The sequence below is a fragment of the Aerococcus sp. L_32 genome (genome assembly GCF_050689315.1).
In genome coordinates this window covers 1-754 of sequence record NZ_JBOEQF010000900.1, presented here as the reverse complement: position 1 = coordinate 754, position 754 = coordinate 1, and the positions used below count along the sequence as shown (strand labels likewise).

Here is a 754-nt window from a genome sequence, read left to right as displayed (position 1 = left end):
CAACTCGTATATATAAACAAAATAAAAGGTGGAAATATAAAATGGAAAAACAATTTTTTAATGATGTTACAATCTCAACAGTTACTTACCGCGTAAAAAACTTAAACAAAATGAAACGCTACTACAACGAAGTAATCGGTTTAGAAATCTTAAAAGATGAAGAAACTGAAGGTATCGTTGAATTAGGTTTCAAAGGGCAAGATGCACCGCAATTAATCTTAGACGGTAAAGCAGACTACAAATTAATCACTGGTCCGAAAAACGGTCTATTCCACACAGCTTGGTTGTTACCTTCTCGTGCCGCTTTAGGTGATGTTTTATACCGTATGTTATTAAACCAAACACAATTATCAGGTGCTTCAGACCACTCTTACTCAGAAGCATTATACTTACAAGATCCAGAAGACAACGGTATTGAAATTTACGCTGACCGTACTGCTGACCAATGGACACATGATCCAAACGGTGGGGTAACTGGTGTAACTGAACCAATGGATGCTGAAGGCGTATTAGCTAGCCGTTCATCTGACGAGCCACAAGCATTCTTCGCTGAAGGGACAATCATCGGTCACTTACACTTATCATCAGCTAAAGTAGAAGACTTCTTCGGTTTCTTAACAGATGAAATGGTCTTAGAAGAGCAAATGGGCTTCACGAATAATGTCCACTTCACTTCATACTCTGACTACCACCACCACATCGCCGTAAACGCTTGGGGTGCAGAAGCCATGGTACCATACGCTGAAGACCAAAC

1 protein-coding gene is annotated in these 754 nt (G+C 39.9%); it reads left to right on the top strand.

Translation table 11 applies throughout. The features are described from left to right. Positions 1-41: 41 nt before the first annotated feature. The coding region (locus tag ACRCJ0_RS17220) for a VOC family protein (RefSeq protein ID WP_431391377.1) at positions 42-754 on the top strand (713 nt) is incomplete at its 3' end.